Source organism: Streptococcus sp. DD11, assembly GCF_001578865.1.
GTDB classification, from domain to species: domain Bacteria; phylum Bacillota; class Bacilli; order Lactobacillales; family Streptococcaceae; genus Streptococcus; species Streptococcus panodentis.
Window position 1 is genome coordinate 90,239 of sequence record NZ_KQ969396.1, and the last position, 1,494, is coordinate 91,732.

General features: G+C 49.7%; 1 protein-coding gene and 1 pseudogene. Both read right to left on the reverse strand.

Annotation, left to right across the window (positions count from 1 at the left end; translation table 11 throughout):
• Window positions 1-100 (reverse strand): annotated as a pseudogene (locus tag STRDD11_RS09870) (ABC transporter permease); the annotation flags it as partial.
• Window positions 81-1,238, reverse strand: coding sequence for an ABC transporter ATP-binding protein (locus tag STRDD11_RS09875; protein WP_128837176.1), 1,158 nt, complete (start codon window positions 1,236-1,238; stop codon window positions 81-83). The pseudogene STRDD11_RS09870 and the gene STRDD11_RS09875, both read right to left, overlap by 20 nt.
• Window positions 1,239-1,494: the final 256 nt, after the last annotated feature.

Consider the following 1,494-nt stretch of genomic DNA (forward strand, 5'->3'; position numbering starts at 1 on the left):
AGAAAGACTTCCAGACAATCATGACGACTGGGGCCAGCACAAAGAGGAAAATCCACAGCAGATAAGGCAGGATAAATAGATTAGAGCTTGTTTTCTTCATCTCTCTCCTCCTCAATAGCGTTAATCAGGCCGGCTTCCTGCTCCTCCATTTCCACATACTCTTCGATACGGGCATCGAATTCTTCTTCTGTTTCATTCAAGCGCATGATATGGATGTCCTCGGGCTCAAAGTCCAGACCAATTTCTTCGCCGACAATGGCCTTGCGGGTTGAGTGAATCATCCACTCATTGCCCAGCTCATCATAGGCGATGATTTCATAGTGGACCCCGCGAAAAAGCTGGGTATCCACCTTGACCTGCAGCTTGCCTTCCTCAGGCAGGGTCAGCCGCAGATCCTCCGGCCGGATGACCACCTCCACCGCTTCATTGGGACGCATCCCGCCATCGACCGCTTCAAAGCGCTTGCCGTTAAATTCGACCAGATAGTCCTCAATCATCTTGCCCGGCAGAATATTGGACTCGCCGATAAAGGTCGCTACAAAATGATTAATTGGCTCGTCATAAATATCCACCGGCGTACCCGACTGGACAATCTCGCCGTCATTCATGACAAAAATCCAGTCGCTCATAGCCAGCGCTTCCTCCTGATCATGGGTCACAAAGACAAAGGTAATGCCCAGACGCTGCTGCAGCTCTCGCAGTTCATACTGCATGTCGGTCCGCAGTTTCAGATCCAAAGCTGACAGGGGCTCGTCCAAAAGGACCACCCGCGGCTGACTGATAATTGCCCGGGCAATGGCTACCCGCTGGCGCTGGCCGCCTGAAAGCTTGCGGATTGAGCGGCGTTCAAATCCCTCCAGCTGGACCATTTTCAGCACCTGGGCCACCCGCTCCTCAACTTCTTTTTTATCAACCTTGCGCAGTCGCAGAGGAAAGGCCACATTTTCAAAAACATTCATATGCGGAAAAAGCGCATAGGACTGAAAAACCGTGTGAACATCCCTTTTGTTGATGGGAACATCATTGATGCGGACACCGTCCAGAAAAATGTCTCCTGCAGTCGCATCTAAAAGACCAGCGATGATATTGAGAATCGTTGACTTTCCGGAGCCGGAAGATCCGAGCAGGGTATAGAACTTCCCTTCTTCCAGCTCGAAGTTAATGTCTTTCAGCACGACTGTATGATTGTCTTCAAAAACCTTAGAAACGTTTCTGAACTCGATGATTGGTTTTTTCAATTTGCATAAATTCCTTCTTTCTCGTATTAACAGATTGAGGGTTCTGTCAGACCGCTGCTGCCTGGTGCGGGCTGTAAAGGCCCTTTATCCATTCCGTGTCGATAGGCTTTCACCCCCTTTACTAAGCTGCAGCCAGCTGCAGTTCCTTATCCAGCAGTCTCCTGCTGACTTCCATCCGTCTTACAGAGATTGACCAATGATGCGGACTTCACGTTCCAATGTAATATCAGAATGCTCCCGCACTGTTTCAATGACA